Source organism: Rathayibacter sp. AY1B8, assembly GCF_002932775.1.
Lineage (GTDB): Bacteria > Actinomycetota > Actinomycetes > Actinomycetales > Microbacteriaceae > Rathayibacter.
The window spans coordinates 335,982-356,316 of record NZ_PSWJ01000001.1; the positions used below are offsets into that span (position 1 = coordinate 335,982).

Consider the following 20,335-nt stretch of genomic DNA (forward strand, 5'->3'; position numbering starts at 1 on the left):
AGGACGCCTAGGCGGTCGCGTCCGACTGCTCGGCCCGGGCCCGCTCGTCGACGCCGTCTCCCTCGACGAGGTAAGACCAGACGCGGGCGGCGTACTCGTCCCAGGTGCCGCCGTCGATCGCGAGCGCCTCCGCCGAGAGCCGCGCGTGCAGCTCGTCGTCGGTCAGCAGCCGCTCGAGGGCCGCGGCGATGTCGTGGTCGTCGTGCGGATCGACGAACAGCGCGCCGCCCGAGGCGGAGACCTCGTGCATGCTGCCGAATCCGGAGGTCACGACCGGGGTGCCGACCGAGATCGACTCCACGATCGGGAGACCGTAGCCCTCGTTGATCGAGGGGAACACGGTGCACCGGGCCAGGCGGTAGGCGCTCCAGAGCAGCGCGTCGGTGATCTTGGAGAGCGAGCGGACCGGACGGCCCTGGCCCTCGAGGACCTCGAGTCGGTACTCGAACTCGGCGCTGCTCCAGGCGTTGCCGCCGATGAAGACCAGGCTGAAGCGAACGCCCCGGCGCCAGAGCAGCTCGGCGGCCTGGAGCACCGCCAGGTGGTTCTTCCGCGGCTCGTGGCTGCCGACGCAGACGACGAGCGGGAGGTCACCGGTCACCAGCGAGCGCGCGGCGGTGGCCAGCTCCTCGTCCGAGACGCTCTCCGGCTGCGAGGGCAGCAGGATCGGGCGGATGTCCGGCCCCTGCATCCCGACGCTGCCGAGCATGTGGCGCCAGCCGGAGTACTCGGTCGCGGCCGCCTCGGAGATGGTCGCGATGCGGTCCATGTGCGACACAGCGACGAGCGTGCGCGAGAACGCGGCGCTGATGCCCGTGCTCGCCGTCTCGGCGGTGGTGACCGGCACGCAGTCGAAGCCGATGGTGCCCGTGCGGTTGCCGCTGAACTCGGCGAGGGCGGAGACGCGCGACGTCCGCTCGTCCTCCACGGCGAGCTCGGGCAGGAGGTAGGTGCCCTGCCACGGGACGATCACGCGGGAGCGGTCCTCGGCGGCGTCGGGCACGTCGCCCGAGACGGCGTTCCGGCTCTGCTCCGGGGTGAGCATGACGAGCGACTCGTGGGTCGAGTCCCAGCCGGCGAGCAGGATCTCGTGGTCGCGCGTCCAACGGACGAGGCTCTGGCGCACCACGCGCTGGATGCCCGTGGCCAGCCCCGTGCGCGCGGTGTGGTGCACGTCGACGACGACCGCGCCGACGACCACCTCGACCTCGGGGTGGTGGAAGCGGGCGAAGACCCGGTTCGAGGCGATAGTGGACGCGGCGTGGGTGAGCAGACCGGCGGTGCCGTCCAGCCGGGCCCGGCGGCGGCCGTCGACGACGTCCTCCCGGCGCGGGAGCGTGCCGCGGAGGACGGCGAGCACCAGCCAGACCTCGCGGTCGGTGGGGGCGGGCAGCAGAACGCTCAGCTGTCCGGTAAGGGCGTCGACGCTGCCCAGCGGCTCCACAGTGGGGGCCAGGGTGCGCACCAGGGTGGCGAGACGGTCGACCAGGTACTGCTTAGAGCGCACGGGGCGCCTCCTCGTGCTCGATGAGGGCCGAGGGGCCGATCAGGGCGGCCCACAGCTCCCGGGCGTAGTCGTCCCAGGTGCGCTCGGGCCGCTCTGCCGCCTCGAGGCGGAGCTCGTCGACGAGCTCCGGCGACGTCAGCAGGCGGCGCATGCCGTCGGTGATCTCCTCGTCGGACTCCGGGTCGATCAGGACGCATCCGCCGTGCTCGGCGATCTGCGCCGTGCTGCCGTAGCGCGAGGTCAGCACGGGCAGCCCGATCGACAGCGCCTCGGCGACCGGCAGGCCGTACCCCTCGTGCAGCGACGGGAACGCCAGGAACAGCGCCTCCCGGTAGCTCGCGATCAGGACGTCGTCGTCGGCTCCGCGGAGCACCTCGACCGGGCGCCCGGCGGCGACCAGCTCGCGCACGCGGGGATCGAAGACCTGGTGCGCCCACGGGTTGGCCCCGCCGATGAAGCGGACGCGGAACCGCAGGCCCTCGCGCCAGAGGACCTCGGCGGCGTGCAGCACCGCGAGATGGTTCTTGCGGGGCTCCTGGCTGCCGACGCAGAGCACGAGCGGCAGGCCGGACGCGCTCCGGCCCTCGGAGCGCAGGCCGTCCGGGAGCTCCACGGGCAGCGGGACCGGGACGACGGTCGGGCCGGTGAGGCCCTGAGCGGGGAGCGCTCGCACGAAGCCCTCGAACTCCAGCGCGGCCGCGGCGCTCACCGTGGCGACGCGCTCGGCGTGCTTGACCACGGAGAGGAAGTTGACGAAGCGCACCGTCTCCTCCGGCGGCACCGTGTCGGCGCTGACGACGGGGATGGCGTCGTGGCCGAGGACGACGACCTCGTTGCCGGAGTACTCGGCGAGGGCCGCGAGCGGCCCGCACTGGTTGTAGTCGGGCACCGAGGGGATGACGACGACGCTGCGGTAGGGCACGACGAACTCGATGCGCTCCGGATCGCCATGCTCCCAGTCGCGCCGCCCGGCGGAGGACCAGTCGACGACGCGCTCGTGCTCGATCGCGCTCAGGCGCCGGAAGGACATCGATCCGTGGACCCAGGCGACCGGGACGATCTCGTGCTCGGCATCCCAGCGGGACACGGTCTGGCGCACGACCCGCTGGACGCCGGTGTTGTGACCGTGGCGGGCGGGGAAGTCGACGTCGATCAGGACGACCCCGGTGACGACCTCGACACGGGCGTCCAGATCGGCGAACCCGGTCGCGGTGCGGGAGCCCGCCTCGAGGAAGATGCGCAGCGCCGCCTCCTCGGGGGCGAGCTCGAGGGCGCGGCGGAACCAGTCGAACAGCTCGCTCGTCGGGTACGCGGCCGTGAACGACACCAGCGCGACCCAGGTCAGCTCGTCGTCCTGGCGCGAGCGGATCTCGCGGGCCACCTCGTCGAGGTACGGGCCGGGCCCGCGGGTGCGCAGCGAGGCGCGGCGCTCCTCGTCGAAGAGGAGCGCGCCGATCTGCTCCAGGCGTTGCAGCATCGCCTCCGTGCGGTGGGCGCGCGCGGCGGCCGCGCCGGCGGCCGAGACCTGCGACCGGTCGCTCATCGCGCCCGACCGGACAGGCGGCGCTTCACGAAGCGCGCGCTGTGGCCGACGGCGCCCGACAGCCCGAGCTGCTCGACGCGGATCTGGAAGGTGCGCACCAGGCGGAGCGGCTTCGTCACCCGCCAGGAGAGGGTGCGTTCGAAGCCGGAGGCGGTCACTCCGCCCACCTGGATCCGCTCGACCCACTCGTCGAAGGGGTCGTTGAGGAGGGAGTCGACCTGCGCGCGCAGGCGGGCGAGCTCCTCGTCCGGGGACTCGGGCTCGGCGAGACGGGGCTCGATGGGAGCCCCGGACGTGCGGGCGGGCTCGGCCGGGACGGCGGCGGGAGCGGCGTCGCCGACGGCCGACTCGAGGCTCGGGTCGGGAGCGGGAGGAGCGTCCTCGCCCGTGCCGCCGAGGACGGGGGCGGGGTCCCCAGCGCTCTGCGGCGCCGGGTCCAGGGGGACGTCGGATGGCTGCGTGGGCATGGCGAACACCTCGTTCGTGTCGTTCAGTCGGCGAGCGGGAGCAAGACTACCCGCCATGCGCCGCGCACCGGCACGCCAGCCAGGGGGCTCCAGGGTGGGCCGCACGTATAATGATGCGGTCCGTCGCCCGGCGGAGGCCGAGAGCTTGGAGTTCCATGCCCAGCAAAGCTGTGGATCGCGCGCGCGCGATCGCCGACGAGCCGTTCCAGATCGCCGGCACCACGTCGGCCGTCGGCGGCGGCTCGGGCGGCTTCGTCGCCTCCCTCGCCGAGATCCTGCGGCACCGCGAGCTGCTCCGCCTGCTCGTGGGGCGCGAGCTGAAGTCGCGCTACAAGGACAGCAGCCTGGGCTTCGTCTGGAGCCTCGTCCGGCCGCTGATCATGCTCCTCATCTACTACGTGGCGATCGGCCAGATCCTCGGGGCCTCTCGCGGCGTCCCGAACTTCGCGATCTTCGTCTTCTCGGGGCTCACCCTCTGGGGCCTGTTCAGCGAGATCGTGACCGCGGGCACCACGTCGATCCTCGGCAACGGCGGACTGATCAAGAAGGTGTACCTGCCGCGGGAGATCTTCCCGGTGGCGGCCATCGGCTCGGCCCTCTTCAACTTCGGTGTGCAGTTCGTCGTCCTGATCGCGGGAGCCGTCCTCACGGGCTCGCTGATCTTCGGCGTCCAGCTCCTCTACATCGTGCCCGCGCTGGCGATCGTGCTCGTGTACGGCCTCGCGCTGGCCCTGGCCCTCTCGGCCCTCAACGTCTACCTCCGCGACGTCCAGTTCCTCGTCGAGGTCGGGCTGCAGATCTTCTTCTGGCTCTCCCCCATCGTCTACGCGTGGAACTTCGTCGTCGCCGCCTCCACCGGAGCGGGCCACGGCTGGGCCGAGCAGCTCTACCTCATCAACCCGATCTCTAACGCGATCCTCGCCTTCCAGCGCGCGATCTGGGGAGACGGCTCGCGCGTCAGCATCATCGACGGCAACGAGATCGCCCCCCAGGTGTGGCCGCCGGACATGGAGCTGCGCCTTCTCATCGTCCTCGTCGTCGGGCTGGTGTTCGTGTGGATCGGCCACCGGATCTTCCGCCGCCTCGAGGGCAACTTCGCCCAGGAGATCTGATCGTGACCCTCACCAGCAAGCAGGAGTCCGTGCCCGCCTCCTCCGGCACCCCGACCGTCGTCCGGGTGCGCAACGCCTCCAAGCGCTTCGTCATCCGCAAGGACAAGTCGTTCAAGGAGCGGATCGTCAACTTCGGCCGCGGGCGCAAGCACCGCGACGAGTTCTGGGCACTCCGCGACGTCGACCTCGAGATCCCCCTGGGCTCGACCGTCGGCCTCATCGGCGCGAACGGATCGGGCAAGAGCACGCTCCTCAAGCTCATCGGCGGCATCGTGCAGCCGACGACCGGCACCGTGGAGCGCCGCGGACGCCTCGCCGCGCTCCTCGAGCTCGGAGCGGGCTTCCACCCCGACCTCACCGGGCGCGAGAACGTCTACCTCAACGGCGCGATCCTCGGACTCTCGCGCAGCGAGCTGGACAGCAAGTTCGACTCGATCGTCGACTTCTCCGAGATCGCCGAGTTCATCGACACCCAGGTCAAGTTCTACTCGTCGGGCATGTACGTGCGGCTCGCCTTCGCTATCGCGATCCACACCGATCCCGACCTGCTGCTGGTCGACGAGGTGCTCGCCGTCGGCGACGAGCCGTTCCAGCGCAAGTGCATGGACCGCATCCGCGCCTTCCAGCGCGCGGGGAAGACCATCGTGCTGGTCACCCACTCGCTCGAGCAGGTCGGCGAGCTCTGCGACCGCACCATCGTCCTCGAGAAGGGCACCGTCGTCTTCGACGGCGAGACCTCGGAGGGGCTCCAGGTCCTCCGCGAGAGCTTCGAGGACCGTCGGGCCGCCCGCCAGGAGCGCGAGGCCGAGGCCGCCGAGGCCGCGGACGAGCCCGCCCCCCAGCTCATCGAGATCCTGGGCTGCCGACTGCGCGGCGGATCGATCGAGCACGGCGGCACGGTCGTCCGCAGCGGCGAGACCCTCGAGTTCGACGTCACGGTGCGCACCAGCCGCCCGGTCGACGACTGGAACATCGGCATGGGCATCGACACGCCCCTCGGCCAGCGCGTCTTCGGGACGAACACCGAGCGCATCGGCACGCCGCTGAGCGCGGTCGACGGTGAGATGACGGTCACCTTCACCCTCCCCGACCTGCACCTCGGCGCCGGCAACTACGCCGTGCACGCCTCCTCGGCCACCTTCTCGCAGGGCGAGACCATGCGGATCCCGGTCGCCGCGACCTTCACGGTCGAGCGGGCCTCCGTGCACGACGGCGTCGTCGACATCGACTCCACCGTCCGCCTCAGCAGGCCGTGACCGCGCGGCGCCGCCGCCTCCTGGTCGACGCGACCGCCCTCGCGGCGCCGCGCCTGACCGGGGTCGGCCGCGTCCTGCTCGGCCTGCTGCACGCGCTGGACACCGACGCGACCGCCGCAGACGTCGAGGTGCTCCTCGTCGTCCCGGCGAGCGAGGCGGGCTCGCTCGGGCGCTTCGGCTTCCGTACGCTGCGGGTCCGACCGGTGCCGCTGCCCCGGCCGGTGTGGAGCGCACTGACCCGAGTGCCCGCGCCGGGGATCGACCTCCTGCTCGGCCGCGGCGCCTACTTCTTCCCGAACTTTCGGAGCTGGCCGCTCGCCCGCTCCCGCTCGCTCACCTTCGTGCACGACGTCTGCTTCGCTGTGATGCCCGAGCTCGTTCCGCGCGAGCGCCGAGGGCTGCTGTCGCGGTCGGTGCCCCGCTGGATCCGGCGCAGCGATCTGGTCCTGACCGGCACCCCGTCCTCCGCAGCCGAGGTCGAGAGCGCTCTGGGCGTCGATCCGGCGCGCGTCCGCGTGCTGCCGACCACGATCGACGCCGACCTCTTCCACGCCCGCGGCGAGGAGGAGGTGGCGCGGGTCCGCGCGGAGCACGGGCTCGGGTCCTACCTGCTCTTCGTCGGATCGATCGAGCGCCGCAAGAACCTCGTCACCCTGGTGGACGCGTACCGGCAGGCCGAGCGGCCGGAGAACCACACCCTGCTCCTGGTCGGCGGGGACGGCTGGGACAACGAGGACGTCCACTCCGCCGTCGCCCGCGCGGTCGCCGCAGGAGCCGACGTGCGCTTCGCCTCCTCCTACGTCGCCGACGAGGATCTGCCGGCCCTGCTCACGGGCGCCGACGCCGTCGCCATGCCCTCCTGGCACGAGGGCTTCGGCCTGCCCGCCCTCGAGGCCGTCGCCTGCGGCACTCCGGTGCTCGCGGCAGACATCCCCGGCCTCCGCGACGCGCTCGCCGGGCGGGAGTCCGCCGCCGTCTTCATCGACCCTGCGGACCGCGCCGGGTGGTCGGCCGCGATCGGAGAGGCGCTGCGCCGTCCCCGGCGACTCGCACCGGGGCCCATCCCGGGGTGGGACCGCACCGCCCGGCGCCTGCTCGAGCTGGCCTTCGACGACCGCTGATCAGCGCCGGGTCGTGAACAGCAGCCAGCGCCCGGAGGCGGAGGCGACCTCGGGCTCGACGTCCCCCGTCGCCGCCTCGACGTAGGCCCGCCAGCCGTCGGGGTCGTCGGTGTAGCCGGCGGTGTCCACGTAGACGGCGCAGGCGCCGCTGCCCGCCACGGCGTCGGCGAACTCCGCGGAGTCGTCGACGTCGCCCCAGACGTCCCAGCCGTAGGTGCCCTCCACCGCCCCGTAGCTCCAGCGGAGGCGTCCCTCCTCGGTCGCGAGGTAGGGCAGCGCCTCGTCGTAGTCGGAGAGCGCTCCGATCCGCCCGCTGTCGGGGAAGCTCTTCAGGGGGAGCTCCACCACACCGCAGCCGTCGTCCAGCTGCGCGTCGGCCTCCGACACGAACGAGCGCATCTCGGAGTCGTCGGTGGGAGCGATCGGCACCGCGGCCGATACTCCGGCCAGCTGATCGACCACGGCGACGGCGGCGAGGAGCGCCGCCACGAGGATCCGGACACCGCCACGGGCCGTGACCCGATCGAGCAGAAGCGCGAGCACGCCGAGGACGAGGACCGCGATGACGATCGACATCCGCGCCCACGCGCGGATCGTCGGCCCCGCCACCAGCGAGACCACGACGCCCAGGCCCGTCACCGTGTAGAAGAGGAGCGCGGCCAGCGTCGCCACGGCGAGGACGCGCACGCGGGCGTCCGAGAAGAACCGGCCGACCGCGGTCGCACGGAGCGCCCGTCCGCCGCCGAGCGCGGTGATCGGGAGCGCAACGAGCGTGATCAGGAGCGCGACGCTGGCGAGGATCGAGAACCCGGGCGGCTCCGTCGTCGGCGCCACGCCGGACTGGCCCGCGTAGGAGTTCAGCAGGCCGTACCCCTGCGGCAGCCCGGTCCCCGACCAGGGCAGGCCCAGCAGCACCAGCTTGCCGGCGTAGGCCTCCGACTCCCCCACGGTCCGCGACGTGAAGTACGGGCTGTAGCGCTCCCCGAAGTCGAGCGAGAGCAGCAGCAGCGAGAGCCCGACGAACACGCCGAGCGCGAGGATCGGCACCGACGAGACCGCGAGCACGCGCAGCCGCTCGCGGGAGAGGAGCCCGGCGGCCGTGCTCACCGCCCAGGTCGCTCCGAGGACCAGGACCGCGAAGACGTAGTAGTAGCCGCCCGTGCTCGCCACCAGGAGCCCGAGCACGACTCCCGGGACGACGGAGCGCAGTACGCGGCTCCTCCGCGTCGCGCCCCGCTCGGACCAGGCTCGGAGAGGATCGGTGCGCGGTCCGGCGACCATCAGCACCATCACGCCCAGGAGCGGGATCGCCCAGTAGTTGGCGAGGAACGCGTGGCCGAATCCGATCCGGAGGAAGTGGTACGGCAGCAGCGACAGCAGGACCGCGGAGAACGCCGCGACCCAGGGCCGCGTGCGGAGAGCGCGGAAGAACACGTAGCCGGTGACGGCGACCGTCGCGAACGTGCCCAGGTAGAAGACGTTCAGGAGCGTCGTCCCGTCGCGCACCACGAGGGCTAGGACCGACACGGCGAGGGCGGAGGCGACGTCGAACTGCGCGCTGAAGAAGGCGTTGAACCCGTCGGGGAAGCCGAGCGCCGCGTTGCCGTCGAACGGGAACGCCTGCGTGGCGCTGGTGAAGAGCGTGTAGTGCAGGATCTGGTCGTCGCCGCCCACGGTCCAGCGGGCTGTCAGGTCCTGCGGCCCGATCCCGAGCGCGAGCACGGCGGCGACGACCGAGACGAGGGCGGCGACGAGGGCCCATCCGAGCTCGACGAGCGTCCGGCGCCGCCGACTCGCCGTCCGCGGGCCGCGCACGTCAGTAGCCGCGCTCACGGCGCTGCTCCTCCACGCTGGTCTGGACGATCCGGTTCAGCTCGGTCTCGCCGTCGGTGCCCGCGTAGTCGTAGATGTCGAACCCCCCGCAGGCGACGATATCGGAGGGAGCGCCGAGCGTCCCGCGCGCGAGCCCCGCCCAGTCGGGCGACCGGTCGGCCAGGACGAAGCTGTACTGCCGGTCGCGGTAGTCGCTCAGGTTGTTCATCCACAGCTGCACCGTGAAGTCGAAGTTGACCTGCTGGACATGCAGCGAGGCCGGCCCGTAGAGGTCCAGCGGCCGCGTGGACCAGAACGAGCCGACGCCCGCGAGCTCGCGGCCGTCGATCCAGCGCTCCAGGCAGTCGGCGTCCGGGTCCGATCGCGCCTCGGCCGCCGCGGAGGCGACCGCCGTTGTGGCCGGCACGGCGGCGACGACGAGGCCTGCGGCGGCCAGCGGAGCGACGACGCGGACGACCGGCGCCAGCCGCGCGCCCGCAGCACGCCGGTGCGCCGCCGCGGCGCCGATCAGGGCGATCACGACCACGGTCGCGGTCACCGGGATCGGCATCAGGTAGCGGCTGACCGAGCTGCCGGTGAAGACCTGCACCACCAGGAGCACCGCCGTCTGCGCCGGCAGGAACGCGCACACCGCGAAGCGCGCACGGGCCGCCTCGTCGAGGGCGGCTCCCCGCGCCAGTCGGGCGGCACCGGCCACGACGACGGCGAGGGCCGCCAGCAGCAGCAGACCCAGCAGCGCCACCTCGAGCTTGCCGATCAGCGGCGCCTTCAGCACCAGGAACTGCACGATCAGGTCGTCCAGTGCCGTCCCGGCGAGCGGCAGCCGGAGGTACCCGCCGGCGTCGGTCCCGATCAGGAAGCCGAGCGGGACCCGCAGCGCGGCTCCGAGCGCGGCGGCCCCGAGGACCGTGCCCGCGACGATCAGGACCGCTCGGGGAGCAGCGAGAGCGAGCACCAGCAGCACGACGAGGACCACCAGCAGGGGGCCGACGAACTGCACCAGGAGGAGCGGATCGGAGAGGGTCGTCGCGGCGACGGCCGCCCCGACCAGGAGCAGCGGACGCGCGGCCGGACGGCGCTCGCGCAGTGCGCCCAGAGCGACGGCGAGCCCGGCAAGGCCTGTGAGCACCGCGCCGTAGTAGTAGGTCGTGAGGAGGAAGGTGGTCGCCAGGGCCCCCTCGTTGTTGAGCGCGCGGCCCTCCGTCAAGCAGAGCACCAGCAGCACGGCGATGCCGGCGAGCGCGGCCGCGGGCCGCAGCCGGCGGTGCCGGTCCGCGACGAGCGGTCGCGCGAGCATCCGGAGCACGCCGTAGAGGAGGACGACGTTGAGCACGGCGTTGACCGCGAGCGCCGCCGCGGGATCGCCACCGGTCAGCAGCCACGCGACGCCGAAGACGGGGAGCTCGGGGAAGAGGAAGAGCTGGCTCGTCATCACCCACGCCGCGGGGCGGCCCTCGGCGAAGGACTGCAGGATCAGCGGCAGCGCCAGCGAGTCGCCGTCGCGGAAGAGCAGCGGCCGCCACGGCGTGCCGACCATGAATCCGAGCACGAGCAGGGTCCCGCTGACGACGACGGCGAGGGCGGCGAGCTCGAGGAGGGCCCTCCGGGTCCGAGGGGATCCCGTCGGACCCGCCGTCACCGGTGCTTCCCGCCGAACCGGATGGCCAGGACGAGCAGGAGGTTCTTCAGGAGGGTGTCGCTGGGGATCTTGGAGTTGCCGACCGTGCGGTCGAGGAAGACGATCGGGATCTCCTTCACTCCGCGGGCCCGGCGCAGCGCCCGGTACTTGAGCACGATCTGGAAGCCGTAGCCGGCTGCGCGGATCGTCTCGAGGTGGAGGGTGCGCAGGAGGTCCGCGCTGAAGAGGTTGAAGCCGCCGGTCCAGTCGGTGATCTTCGAGCCGAGGAAGAGGCGCGTGTAGAGGTTGCCGCCACCGCTCAGCAGCTTGCGGTCGAGCGTCCAGTCGGGAGTGCCCCCGCCGGCGATGTAGCGGGAGGCGACCACGAAGTCGGCGCCCGCGCGCACCTCGCGGAGGAAGGCGTCGATGTAGTCCGGGTCGTGCGAGAGGTCGGCGTCCATCTGCAGCAGGTAGTCGTAGCGGCGCTCGGCCGCGAGGAGGTGCTGGAAGGCCCAGATGTACGCCGCGCCGAGCCCCTCCTTCTTCTCGCGCGAGAGCACGAGGACCTCGAAGGTGTCGGACCCGAGCTCGGCCGCGAGCTCGCGCGCGCGGTCCGCGGTGCCGTCGGGGGAGCTGTCGTCGATGACGGCGACGGTCACGTGGAAGTCGGGGTTGCGGGACGCCGCGAGCGCGACCCGCGGCAGCGCCGTCGCGATGTTCGCGACTTCGTTGTAGGTGGGGACGACGACGGCGAGGGAGCGCATGAGGCGGGGAGGATCCGTTCTTCCGGTGCACCGGCTGACCGGTGAGAGCCCTGCGAGTATAACGAGGCGGTGCTCGCGAGCCTCCGAGCGCGCCCGCGGCCCGCCGCCCCGTCCGCGCACTCTCTCAGGAACATGGCACCGGCTGTTCGACCGCCCGGCAGGGGTCCGCGGTTACGATGGACGACAGTGCACGGCGGTTCACCCCTTGTTCGCCTGCCCCGATGGACGCCCGTCGGAGCCCGACGGTCGGGCATCGACGCCAGAGGGGGACGGGAAAGAGCGCCGCAGATGAAGAGACTCCTCGAATCGCAGAAGGTCCGCTTCCTCATCGCGGGCTGCACCAACACGGCGATCGACTTCCTCATCCTCAACACGCTCGTGCTCCTGCTCGGTCTGCCGACCCTCGTCGCCAACGTCTTCTCCGTCCTGGTCGGCATCACGATCTCGTACGCGCTGAACCACTTCTTCGTCTTCCGCCACCCGGGCAGGGTCTCGGTCGCCACGTTCGCGAAGTTCTTCCTCGTCACCGGGTTCAGCTCGCTGGTCCTGCAGTCGGCGATCATCTACGGCTTCGAGGTCTTCTTCGACACCCGCTTCGGCAACTCGCTGCTCTTCCTCCCCAGCTCCGGCGAGAACGCCTTCCTCGCGATCAACATCGCCAAGGCCGTCGCCGTCCTCGTGGGACTGGTGTGGAACTTCTGCATGTACAAGTTCGTCGTCTTCCGCCGTCCGGCGCACGATGCGCTGCCCGCGATCGAGACGGTCTCCCCCGCCGCCGTGGCCGTCAGCACCGAGCCCGTCGACATCGTCCGCTGAGGGCCGCAGGCTCCCGGGCCCCGCTCGAGCCGCGTGCTAGCCTCGTCGAGTTCTTCCGACGGGGCACTCCTCCCGTCGACGCCGCACCACCCGGAGGCTCCCATCGCCCGCTCGACGTTGCCCATCGCGGTCGTCGTCGTCACCCACTTCTCGGGTGAGGTCCTCCGCGCGTGCCTCGAGTCCGTGCCGGAGGCGACGGAGCACGACGTGCGCATCCTGGTGGTCGACAACCTGACCACGGACGACTCCGTCCGTAGCGTCGTCGAGCGCCTGCCGCAGGTCGAGTTCCACGAGACCGGGCAGAACCTCGGCTACGGCCGGGCCGTCAACTACGCGGTCGACCGCCTCGGGCCCGAGGTCGAGTGGATCCTGGTGACCAACCCGGACACGGTCTTCCTCCCCGGCTCGATCGACGCCCTCTACGCCGCCGCGACGGCGGACGACCGGATCGGCTCGATCGGGCCGCGGATCCTCGACTCCGACGGCACGATCTACCCCTCCGCCCGCGCTCTGCCCTCGCTCGGCACGGGCGTCGGGCACGCCGTCTTCGCCCACGTCTGGCCCGGCAACCCGTGGTCGGCGACCTACCGGCGCTCGCGCGCGGTCGAGACCCTCCGCCACGGCCGGATGGAGGCGGGCTGGCTCTCCGGCGCCTGCGTGATGGTGCGCCGCACGGCCTTCGAGGAGATCGGCGGGTTCGACGACCGCTACTTCATGTACTTCGAGGACGTCCAGCTGGGCGACTCGCTCGGACAGCGCGGCTGGACCAACGTCTACCTCGCCGACGCGGTCGTCTCCCACCTCGGCGGGCACTCCACCCGCCTGGCCTCGGCGCGGATGCTCGCGGTCCACCACCGCAGCGCCTACCTCTACCTCGCGCAGAAGTACGGGGCCTGGTATCAGGCGCCGATCCGCGCGGCGGTCCGCGCCGGGCTGGGCGCCCGGGTCGCGCTGATGCGCCTGCGCTCGAAGAGCTGATCCGCTCCGATCGGGCGGGCCGCCTGGCCGGCGCCGGGCGGCCCGCCCACCGGATCGGCGGTCAGGACGCGGAGTCGAGCTCCGTGTAGAAGGCCCGCGCCTCGTCCCAGGTCGGCAGCAGGCCCTGCGCCTCGGCCTCGGCCAGCGTCGGTGCGTCGGTGTCCTTCGGCGAGAGGAGCAGCTCGCCGGCCTCCTCCGGGAAGCGCAGGCCGATCTGCTCGTCGAGCGGGTCGATCCCCTTCTCCCGCACCGGGTCGAAGGTGGCGTTCACGAGGTACGAGACCACGGCGCCCTCGGTCAGCGCCACGAAGGCGTGCGCGACCCCCTCGGCGATGTAGACGGAGCGGCGGTCGACGTCGTCGAGCAGGATCGACTCCCAGCGCCCGAAGGTCGGCGACCCGACGCGCACGTCGATCACGTAGTCGAGGACCGCGCCGGAGAAGCACGAGACGTACTTGGCCTGCGACGGCGGGATCTGCGCGAAGTGGATGCCGCGGACGGTGCCGCGCCGCGAGACGGAGGTGTTGCCCTGCCGCAGCGAGAGCGGGTGCCCGACCTTCTCGGCCAGGCGGTCGAAGCGGTAGAACTCGTAGAAGACCCCGCGATCGTCGGGGAACTGGCGCGGAGTCACTTCGTAGACGTCGGGGATGTCGAGCTCTCGGATCTGCACGGTCGCCAGTGTAACGACGGCGTGTCACGGGCCCGCGACGCCTCTCTGCGCCACCCGGCGGCGTGCCGGAGCGCCGACCGTCGGCCGACGGACCGCTCGGGCATGATGAGGAGGTGACCTTCCTCATCACGGGCGCCTCCGGCATGCTCGGCACCGACCTGCGCGCGGCCCTCGGCTCCCGCCCCAACACCGCCCTCGGCCGCTCCGACCTCGACGTGACCGACCTCGACGCCGTGCGCGCCGCCGTCGCGGGACACGACGCCGTGGTGAACTGCGCCGCGTACACCCGCGTCGACGACGCCGAGACCGACGAGGAGGAGGCGCACCGCGTCAACGCCGTCGGAGCTCGCAACCTCGCCCTCGCCACCGCCGAGACGGGAGCCGCACTCGTGCAGGTCTCCACCGACTACGTCTTCGACGGCTCCGCGACGACCCCCTACTCCGAGAACCACCCCCGGAACCCGATCTCGGCCTACGGCCGCACGAAGGCCGAGGGCGAGCGCCTGGTGCTCGAGGCCAACCCGGAGCGCGGCTACGTCGTCCGCACGGCCTGGCTCTACGGCGAGCACGGCGGCAACTTCGCGAAGACGATGGTGCGACTGGCGGGCGCGCACGAGACGCTGACCGTGGTCGACGACCAGCACGGCCAGCCCACCTGGACCGCCGACCTCGCCGCGCGCCTCATTGAGCTGGTCGACGCGGAGGCCCCGGCCGGCATCTACCACGGCACCAGCTCCGGCGAGACGACCTGGCTCGGCTTCGCCCGTGCCGTCTTCGCCAAGGCGGGCCTGGATCCCGAGCGCCTGCGCCCGACCGACAGCGGCTCGTTCGTCCGCCCCGCTCCGCGTCCGGCCTACTCGGTCCTCGGCCACGACGGCTGGAGCCGGGCGGGCCTGCCGCCGCTGCGCTCCTGGCAGGACGCGCTCGCCGCCGCACCCCTCGAGGCGGTGACCCCGTGACCACCACTCTCCGCGTCGTCGTCGACCAGATGCTCGCCCGCGTGCCCGGCGGCATCGGCCGCTACACCGAGGAGCTCACCCGCGAGCTGATCGCGACGGCTCCCCGCGACTGCGAGGTGGAGGCCGTCGTCTCCGCCCACCCGCCCGAGAAGGAGGAGGAGCTGCGCCTGCGCCTGCCCGGCCTCGCGCGCATCCACCGGCTGCCGCTCGGGCGTCGCGAGCTCTCGCGCGCCTGGCAGTACGGGATCGCCATCCCGGCCGGCGGCGGCATGATCCACGCCCCGAGCCTCTTCGCACCGCTGCGCAGCCACGACGGGAGCGAGGGCGAGCAGATCGCCGTCACGATCCACGACACGGTGCCGTGGACGCATCCCGAGACTCTCACCCCCCACGGCGCGAAGTGGCACCGGGCGATGGCCAAGCGCGCCCGCAAGCACGCGGACGCCGTCGTCGTCCCCACCCACGCCGTCGCCCACCAGCTCTCCCAGCTGATGGACTTCGGCGATCGACTGCGCGTGATCGGCGGAGCCGTCGGCTCCGGCCTGGTCGTCCCGGAGGACGCCGACGAGCGCGCCACGGCGCTGGGCCTCCCCCCGGAGTACGTGCTGAGCGTCGGCACGCTGGAGCCGCGCAAGGGCCTGGTCTCGCTGATAACGGCCTTCGGAGGAGCGTCCGCCCCGGCGATCCCGCTGCTCCTGGTCGGCCCGACCGGCTGGGGCGACCTGGACGTGGCCTCCGTCGCCGACGAGCAGGGCCTCGACGAGACGCGTGTGCGCGCCCTGGGAGTCCTCAGCGACGCCGACCTCGCCGTCGTCCTCTCCCGTGCCACGCTCTTCGTCTACCCGAGCATCGCCGAGGGCTTCGGCCTGCCCGTGCTCGAGGCGATGCACTTCGGAGTGCCGGTGGTGCACTCCGACGACCCCGCGCTGATGGAGGTCGCCGCGGACGCCGGCGTCGCCGTCGAGCGCGGCGACGCGAAGGACTATCCGGACCGCCTCGCCCTCGCGATGAGCAGCGTGCTCGCCGACACCGGTCTGCGCGAGCGGATGTCGGTGGCCGGCCGCGACCGCTCCCGCGCCTTCAGCTGGCGCGACTCCGCGGAGCGCGTCTGGGCGCTGCACGCCGACCTCTGAGGCGTGCGGCACCCGGCCGTCTACGGCGCGGAGTCGACCGACAGTCCGGCACTCACCAGCGAGTGCACGACGTCGTAGTCCGGGTCCTCCGGGTCGACGGCCGGCGGGACCAGCTCGATCGGATCCACCGGCTGCGACTTCGTCTTGAGCCCCAGCTGCACGAAGTAGCCGAGCATCCCCTGCGGGACGTCCGTCTTGATGACCTGGGACCCGGCGGACGCGACGTCCTGGAACTTGGCGAGGACGTTGCCCGGCTCGAACTGGGCGAGCAGCGCCTCCTGCACCTGCCGCTGGCGCGCCATCCGGTCGTAGTCGCTCGTGGTGTAGCGCGAGCGGGCGTAGGCGAGCGCCTGCTCGCCGTTGAAGTGCCAGTGCCCGGGATCGATCCACTGGTTCACGCCCTGCATCACGCCGTCGGAGTCGGGCAGCCCGCCCAGGGGCAGCGGCTCGTCGGCCACGTAGTCGATGTCGATGCCGCCGAGCGCGTCGATCAGCTGGGCGAAGCCCTCCATGTCGATCAGCGCGTAGTACTGGATCCTCAGATCGAGGATGCCCTCGACCGCGTCGCGCATCGCCTCGATGCCGGGCTCGCTGCCGTGGTCGACGGCGTCGGGGTAGAGCTCCGGGTGCTTCAGCTCGACCTCGGTGTAGACCGAGTTGAGCTTGCAGACGTCGACGGCGCAGTTGTCGGTGTCGTAGCCGTCGGGATAGAGCTCGTGCATCGGGCTGGTCTCGGGGAACGGGAAGTCGACGAACTCGCGCGAGACGCCGATGATCGAGGCCTTGCCGCTCGACGCGTCGATGCTGACCACCGAGATGCTGTCGGGGCGCAGACCGTCGCGGTCCTCCCCCGCGTCGCCGCCGAGGAGCATCACGTTGTAGCGGCCGTCGATCGGCTGCTCGATCGCTCCGCCGCCGAAGATCGACGACAGCGTCCCCCGGGTCACGCCGAGCAGGTAGGTGCCGTAGGCGGTGGTGCCGACCGAGACCGCCATCAGCGCGATCGTCGCGAACGCGAGCACGCCGCGCATCCGCGGGCGCACCCGGACGACGCGGATCAGGCGGAGGGTGTCGAGCGTCAGCACGGCCCAGACCACCCCGTAGACGACGAGCGCGGCCTGGAGCGCGAGCATCGAGAGGTCGAAGGTCGCGAGCGTGTAGAGGCCGGTCGGGAAGACGAAGTAGAGGAGCACCGCGACCAGGAGGGCGACCCAGAGCCCGAGGGTGAAGCCGAGCCCCAGGCGCCCGAGCCGGCGGTTGCCCGCCAGGACCTGAGCGGACCCGGGCACCAGGAGGTTGACGATCAGCAGCCACCACGCCCGCCGCGTCATGAAGGCGCGGGAGGCGACGTCCGGGTGCCGCAGCGGCAGGGCGACGGCCGTCACAGGCCCGCCACCAGGGCGTCGTTCTTCGCGGCGACCTGCACCTCGAGGTCGGCGGCGAAGGCGTCGAGCGCTGCGGAGAGGGCGTCGTCCGCGGTCGCGAGGATCTTCACCGCGAGCAGTCCGGCGTTCCGCGCTCCGCCGATGGAGACGGTGGCGACGGGGACGCCCGCGGGCATCTGCACGATCGAGAGGAGGGAGTCGAGCCCGTCGAGTCGGGCGAGCGGGACCGGCACTCCGACGACGGGGAGCGAGGTCACGGCGGCGAGCATGCCGGGGAGGTGGGCGGCTCCGCCCGCCCCGGCGATGACGACCTTCAGGCCGCGGCCGCGGGCCTCGCGGCCGTACGCGATCATCGCCTCCGGGGTGCGGTGCGCGGAGACGACGCGGACCTCGTGCGCCACGCCGAACTCGGCGAGGACGGCGGACGCCGCCTGCATGACGGACCAGTCCGAGTCCGAGCCCATCACGACGCCGACGAGCGGCGCGGGCCCGTTCACGAGCGCGTCCGCGCTCACGAGAGGGCTCCGGCAGGGGTCGGGGAGGTCGGCAGGCTCGTCACGGCGACCATCGTACGGGTCAGTCCGTGAGAACGGCCGCCGCCGCGCGAGCCTCGTAGACCACGAGGTCGAGGTCGTCGCCGGTGGCGTTCACGTGCCCGACCTTGCGGCCCGGTCGCGGCTCCTTGCCGTAGTTGTGCACCTTCACACCCGGGTGATCGGCGAGCACCCGCGGATAGCGGTCGGTCAGCGACTCCCCCACCGGGCCGCCGAGCACGTTGACCATCACGGTCCACGGATCGCGGCAGCCCGTCGCGCCGAGCGGCAGGTCGAGGACCGCGCGCAGGTGCTGCTCGAACTGCGACGTGGTCGATCCGTCCATCGTCCAGTGGCCGCTGTTGTGCGGGCGCATGGCCAGCTCGTTGACCAGGATCCGGTCGTCCGTCGTCTCGAACAGCTCGACGGCCAGGACGCCGGTGACCCCGAGGCTGTCGGCGATCGTCTGCGCGATCTCGGCCGCGGCTGATGCGAGCCGGCCGGCGGACGCGGGGGCCGGAGCGATCACCTCGGCGCAGACGCCGTCGCGCTGCACCGACTCCACCACCGGCCAGAGGATGCTCTCGCCGGAGGGACGCCGGGCGACGAGCTGCGCGAGCTCGCGGCGGAAGCCCACCAGCTCCTCGACCAGGAGCGAGCCGCCCCGGCCGTCCTCGGCGAGGGCGGTGAACCAGTCGTCCGCCTCGTGGGCGCCGCGCACCACGCGAACGCCCTTGCCGTCGTAGCCGCCGCGCGCGGTCTTCACCACGGCGCTGCCGCCGTGCTCGGCCAGGAACGCCCCCAGCTCCTCGGCGGAGGAGACCTCGGCCCACTCGGGCACGGGCACGCCGAGCTCGGTCAGGCGGCGCCGCATCATCAGCTTGTCCTGGGCGAACAGCAGGGCGTCGGGGCCGGGGTGCACGGCGACGCCGCGGGCGACGAGCTCGCGGAGGATCGGCTGGGGAACGTGCTCGTGGTCGAACGTCACCACGTCCACGGTCTCGGCGAAGGCGAGCACGGTGGCCTCGTCGCGGTGGTCGCCGACCCGTGTCGCGGCGAGCCCCGCCGGGGCGCCCTCGCTCTCGGCGAGCACGGCGATCTCGATGCCGAGCTCCACCGCCGCGGGGATCATCATCCGAGCGAGCTGGCCGCCCCCGATCACGCCGACGCGCATGGCGCTCCTCCGTCTCCGCCCGCTGGCGCGGGGCGGCTCCATGCTACCGAGGCCCGGCGCGCTCACGCGGGCGGCGGCCACTCCTGCTCGAGAGCGGGAGCCGCGCCGATCGCCTCCCGCAGCAGGTCGGCCGTGAGCTCCGGATCCGGCAGGTCCCGCAGCACGAACACCTCGGCTCCCGCCTGCAGGATCCGGACGTCGCCGCACCGGGCGAGGCGCTGGCCGAGGGAGCGCTCGACCGCGACCTCCATCCTCCGATCGAAGACCACCTCGGCCCGCCGGATCGACGCCACGCCCCGGCGCGCGCTGAGGCCGGAGGCGGTGACGCGGTAACGCACGCTCGCCCAGCCCGCGATCCCGGGAGCGCAGAGGAGAAGCACCAGAAGTGCGGTGCCGAGCCCGATGATCCAGCGCTGCAGGGCGAGCTCGAACTGCGCGGCGAAGTAGAAGCCCGTCCAGGTGAGCAGGAGGAGGCCGACGACCGGTGCGACCGCCCGGCGGGCGCGCGGGGTCAGCCGCGCCAGCTCGCGGTCGGCGGGGTCGGTCCTGGCCATCAGGAGCGCAGATGCGTGACGTCGCCGGCCGTGAACGAGCGCAGCGCGCCGCCCTGCTCGAGCAGGAGCGAGCCGTCCGGGGCGAGTGCGGCGGCGGTCCCCTCCTCCTGCGTGCCGTCGGGCAGCTCGAGCCGGACGCGCGTTCCGAGGGTGCCGCAGGAGGCGCGGACGGCGGCGGCCGCTCCGGAGGCCTCGGGGTCGCCCTGGGCGAGCAGCGGAGCCAGCAGGCCCTGGAACCCGGTCAGGAACGCGGCGAGCACCTCGTCGGCGCTCGTCGTCCGCGCTCCGGCGAGGGCGAGCGAGGTGGCGGTCGGGACCGGCAGCTCCGCCTCCGTCAGCAGCAGGTTCACGCCGGTGCCGACGACGACCCGCCCTTCCGGCAGGCGCTCGGCGAGGACCCCCGCGACCTTCCGGCCGTCGATCAGGACGTCGTTGGGCCACTTGACGGCGACGTCCCCGTCGACGAGGGGTGCGAGGGCCCGGGCGAGAGCGGCGCCGGCCACGAGCGGCAGCCAGCCGGAGGCCTCGGCGCCGAGGGCGGAGGCGTCGACCAGAGTCGAGGCCGCGAGCGTGCGGCCCGCGGGCGCCTGCCAGACGCGCCCCAGCCGGCCGCGCCCGGCGCGCTGGTCGCCGGTGGCGACGACGGAGAGGTGCGGCCACACGGCGGGGTCGGCGGCAGCCCGCTCGCGGAGCTCGTCGTTCGTCGACCCCGCCGACTCGAGCGCGAGGACGCGGGGGGAGACGGCGGAGGAGAGCGGGAGGAGCATGCCGCCACGGTAGCGGCGGCTCCCGCGAGGCCGCTCCGAGCGCCGCGCGCGACGGCCCGCCCTTGTCCGGATCCTCCCGTCGGGAGCGGCCCTCCCTGTGCGAGTGCGACAAGAGGAGGCGTCCGCCCCGCCGGTAGGGTGAGCG

At 72.8% G+C, this 20,335-nt stretch carries 19 protein-coding genes; 7 read left to right on the forward strand and 12 right to left on the reverse strand.

Translation table 11 applies throughout. The features are described 5' to 3' along the window. Positions 1–7: 7 nt before the first annotated feature. Genes C5C63_RS01475 through C5C63_RS01485 form a run of 3 tightly spaced genes read right to left on the reverse strand, consistent with a single transcriptional unit; the run spans position 8 to position 3,517 of the window. Complete coding sequence (locus tag C5C63_RS01475; RefSeq protein WP_104232815.1) at positions 8–1,507, reverse strand: glycosyltransferase family 1 protein; 1,500 nt, start codon at positions 1,505–1,507, stop codon at positions 8–10. Beyond that, positions 1,497–3,050 carry a glycosyltransferase gene (locus tag C5C63_RS01480; protein ID WP_104325376.1) on the reverse strand — a complete coding sequence of 518 codons (1,554 nt, stop codon included), beginning with the start codon at positions 3,048–3,050 and terminating at the stop codon, positions 1,497–1,499. The genes C5C63_RS01475 and C5C63_RS01480 overlap by 11 nt, the downstream gene beginning before the upstream one ends. Beyond that, positions 3,047–3,517, reverse strand: coding sequence for a hypothetical protein (locus C5C63_RS01485; RefSeq protein ID WP_104223152.1), 471 nt, complete (start codon positions 3,515–3,517; stop codon positions 3,047–3,049). The genes C5C63_RS01480 and C5C63_RS01485 overlap by 4 nt, the downstream gene beginning before the upstream one ends. A gap of 155 nt (positions 3,518–3,672) precedes the next feature. On the opposite strand from C5C63_RS01485, the gene C5C63_RS01490 reads away from it, so the two are divergent. The 3 genes from C5C63_RS01490 to C5C63_RS01500 are packed head-to-tail and all read left to right on the forward strand — an operon-like array spanning position 3,673 to position 7,006. Next, positions 3,673–4,629 carry an ABC transporter permease gene (locus tag C5C63_RS01490; RefSeq protein ID WP_104223153.1) on the forward strand — a complete coding sequence of 319 codons (957 nt, stop codon included), beginning with the start codon at positions 3,673–3,675 and terminating at the stop codon, positions 4,627–4,629. Positions 4,630–4,631: 2 nt separating this feature from the next. Continuing rightward, positions 4,632–5,885, forward strand: a complete 1,254-nt coding sequence (locus C5C63_RS01495) for an ABC transporter ATP-binding protein (RefSeq protein ID WP_244229465.1) — start codon at positions 4,632–4,634, stop codon at positions 5,883–5,885. Then, positions 5,882–7,006, forward strand: coding sequence for a glycosyltransferase family 1 protein (locus C5C63_RS01500; RefSeq protein ID WP_104325377.1), 1,125 nt, complete (start codon positions 5,882–5,884; stop codon positions 7,004–7,006). Before C5C63_RS01495 ends, C5C63_RS01500 begins: the two co-directional genes overlap by 4 nt. On the opposite strand, the gene C5C63_RS01505 is transcribed toward C5C63_RS01500, so the two are convergent. From C5C63_RS01505 to C5C63_RS01515, 3 genes are read right to left on the reverse strand one after another with little or no spacing between them, the layout of a single operon-like run. Continuing rightward, positions 7,007–8,839: a hypothetical protein gene (locus C5C63_RS01505; protein WP_146086338.1), complete on the reverse strand. Its 1,833-nt coding sequence runs from the start codon at positions 8,837–8,839 to the stop codon at positions 7,007–7,009. Then, positions 8,823–10,478, reverse strand: coding sequence for a hypothetical protein (locus tag C5C63_RS01510; RefSeq protein ID WP_104325379.1), 1,656 nt, complete (start codon positions 10,476–10,478; stop codon positions 8,823–8,825). The genes C5C63_RS01505 and C5C63_RS01510 overlap by 17 nt, the downstream gene beginning before the upstream one ends. Then, a complete protein-coding gene (locus C5C63_RS01515; protein WP_104223157.1) occupies positions 10,475–11,221 on the reverse strand; it encodes a polyprenol monophosphomannose synthase in 747 nt (248 codons plus the stop codon). Before C5C63_RS01515 ends, C5C63_RS01510 begins: the two co-directional genes overlap by 4 nt. Positions 11,222–11,509: 288 nt before the next feature. Here C5C63_RS01515 and C5C63_RS01520 point away from each other — a divergent pair, with 288 nt between their 5' ends. Next, positions 11,510–12,037 (forward strand): GtrA family protein, encoded by a 528-nt coding sequence (locus tag C5C63_RS01520; protein WP_104223158.1) that lies wholly within the window; start codon positions 11,510–11,512, stop codon positions 12,035–12,037. A gap of 117 nt (positions 12,038–12,154) precedes the next feature. Then, positions 12,155–13,015, forward strand: a complete 861-nt coding sequence (locus tag C5C63_RS01525) for a glycosyltransferase family 2 protein (RefSeq protein ID WP_258065203.1) — start codon at positions 12,155–12,157, stop codon at positions 13,013–13,015. Positions 13,016–13,076: 61 nt separating this feature from the next. Here C5C63_RS01525 and C5C63_RS01530 read toward each other — a convergent pair whose 3' ends face one another. Then, positions 13,077–13,685: a dTDP-4-dehydrorhamnose 3,5-epimerase family protein gene (locus tag C5C63_RS01530; protein ID WP_104232821.1), complete on the reverse strand. Its 609-nt coding sequence runs from the start codon at positions 13,683–13,685 to the stop codon at positions 13,077–13,079. Between the two features lie 113 nt (positions 13,686–13,798). On the opposite strand from C5C63_RS01530, the gene rfbD reads away from it, so the two are divergent. Together rfbD and C5C63_RS01540 are read left to right on the forward strand one after the other, a co-directional pair. Then, positions 13,799–14,644 carry a dTDP-4-dehydrorhamnose reductase gene (gene rfbD / locus C5C63_RS01535; protein ID WP_104294935.1) on the forward strand — a complete coding sequence of 282 codons (846 nt, stop codon included), beginning with the start codon at positions 13,799–13,801 and terminating at the stop codon, positions 14,642–14,644. Then, positions 14,641–15,777, forward strand: coding sequence for a glycosyltransferase family 1 protein (locus tag C5C63_RS01540; protein WP_258062819.1), 1,137 nt, complete (start codon positions 14,641–14,643; stop codon positions 15,775–15,777). Before rfbD ends, C5C63_RS01540 begins: the two co-directional genes overlap by 4 nt. 20 nt (positions 15,778–15,797) lie before the next feature. On the opposite strand, the gene C5C63_RS01545 is transcribed toward C5C63_RS01540, so the two are convergent. The 5 genes from C5C63_RS01545 to C5C63_RS01565 form a co-directional block, all read right to left on the reverse strand. Next, positions 15,798–17,162 (reverse strand): LCP family protein, encoded by a 1,365-nt coding sequence (locus C5C63_RS01545; protein WP_258062818.1) that lies wholly within the window; start codon positions 17,160–17,162, stop codon positions 15,798–15,800. Continuing rightward, complete coding sequence (purE, locus tag C5C63_RS01550; RefSeq protein WP_104249647.1) at positions 17,159–17,626, reverse strand: 5-(carboxyamino)imidazole ribonucleotide mutase; 468 nt, start codon at positions 17,624–17,626, stop codon at positions 17,159–17,161. Before purE ends, C5C63_RS01545 begins: the two co-directional genes overlap by 4 nt. 112 nt (positions 17,627–17,738) lie before the next feature. After that, entirely contained in the window at positions 17,739–18,869 is a 1,131-nt protein-coding gene (locus C5C63_RS01555; protein ID WP_104232823.1) for a 5-(carboxyamino)imidazole ribonucleotide synthase, read from the reverse strand. Positions 18,870–18,931: 62 nt separating this feature from the next. After that, positions 18,932–19,423, reverse strand: coding sequence for a PH domain-containing protein (locus C5C63_RS01560; protein ID WP_104232824.1), 492 nt, complete (start codon positions 19,421–19,423; stop codon positions 18,932–18,934). Beyond that, entirely contained in the window at positions 19,423–20,190 is a 768-nt protein-coding gene (locus C5C63_RS01565; RefSeq protein WP_104325380.1) for a biotin--[acetyl-CoA-carboxylase] ligase, read from the reverse strand. The genes C5C63_RS01560 and C5C63_RS01565 overlap by 1 nt, the downstream gene beginning before the upstream one ends. Between the last annotated feature and the right edge of the window lie 145 nt (positions 20,191–20,335).

Excerpts from the sequence above, each read along its gene's own strand:
- C5C63_RS01480 (WP_104325376.1), bottom strand. The coding sequence starts at position 3,050 with ATGAGCGACCGGTCGCAGGTCTCGGCCGCCGGCGCGGCCGCCGCGCGC.
- C5C63_RS01490 (WP_104223153.1), top strand. The coding sequence starts at position 3,673 with ATGCCCAGCAAAGCTGTGGATCGCGCGCGCGCGATCGCCGACGAGCCG.
- C5C63_RS01555 (WP_104232823.1), bottom strand. The coding sequence starts at position 18,869 with ATGCGCGTCGGCGTGATCGGGGGCGGCCAGCTCGCTCGGATGATGATC.
- C5C63_RS01565 (WP_104325380.1), bottom strand. The coding sequence starts at position 20,190 with ATGCTCCTCCCGCTCTCCTCCGCCGTCTCCCCCCGCGTCCTCGCGCTC.
- purE (WP_104249647.1), bottom strand. The coding sequence starts at position 17,626 with ATGGGCTCGGACTCGGACTGGTCCGTCATGCAGGCGGCGTCCGCCGTC.
- C5C63_RS01485 (WP_104223152.1), bottom strand. The coding sequence starts at position 3,517 with ATGCCCACGCAGCCATCCGACGTCCCCCTGGACCCGGCGCCGCAGAGC.
- C5C63_RS01520 (WP_104223158.1), top strand. The coding sequence starts at position 11,510 with ATGAAGAGACTCCTCGAATCGCAGAAGGTCCGCTTCCTCATCGCGGGC.
- C5C63_RS01515 (WP_104223157.1), bottom strand. The coding sequence starts at position 11,221 with ATGCGCTCCCTCGCCGTCGTCGTCCCCACCTACAACGAAGTCGCGAAC.
- C5C63_RS01560 (WP_104232824.1), bottom strand. The coding sequence starts at position 19,423 with ATGGCCAGGACCGACCCCGCCGACCGCGAGCTGGCGCGGCTGACCCCG.